Below are 723 nucleotides of genomic sequence, written 5' to 3' on the forward strand. Positions count from 1 at the left end.
TCTGGGTTATCGACATCGGTACTGGTTAGCGTGCCTGATGTGGTTACTGCTTTGTCGGTCTCATCAATAGCAACGGTCGCACTGCTGACTGTGGCTTTGTCATTAGTGCCGTTAATCGTGACCTTGATGGTTGATGGTGTGCCATCAACAGACGACACCGTGAAGGTTTCCTCAACCTTGTCGCCGACGTTTAATTGGTTAAACGCGCTGTTGGCGGTGAACACCCAGTGACCACTAGCGTCAATAGTTAGGTCGCCATTGGTGCCGGAAATGGAACCCGGTGTGAAGGTATTATCTGGGTTGTCTACATCGGTACTGGTGAGGGTCCCAGAAGTTGTTATAGCGCTGTCAGTTTCATCCACACTTACAGTTGCACTACTGACCGTTGCGGCGTTGTTAGTGCCGTTAATCGTGACTTTGATGGTCGAGGGTGTGCCATCAATCGAAGTTACGGTGAAGGTTTCTTCTACTTTATCGCCAACGTTCAATTGATTAAACGCACTGTTGGCGGTGAACGCCCAATGACCATTAGCATCAATAGTAAGGTCGCCGTTAGCTCCAGTAATAGAGTCGGGTGTGAAGGCATTGTCTGGGTTATCGACATCGGTGCTGATTAGCGTACCTGAGGTAGTTACCGCTTTGTCGGTCTCATCGATAGCAACGGTCGCACTGCTAACCGTGGCTTTATCGTTGGTGCCATTGATCGTGACCTTGATGGTGGAT

General features: G+C 49.7%; 1 protein-coding gene. It reads right to left on the reverse strand.

The features are described from left to right. On the reverse strand, positions 1-723 hold a 723-nt coding region (locus M9196_RS23275; protein WP_250619883.1), incomplete at both ends, for a VCBS domain-containing protein.

It is taken from the genome of Vibrio methylphosphonaticus, from assembly GCF_023634655.1.
Taxonomy (GTDB): Bacteria; Pseudomonadota; Gammaproteobacteria; order Enterobacterales; family Vibrionaceae; genus Vibrio; species Vibrio methylphosphonaticus.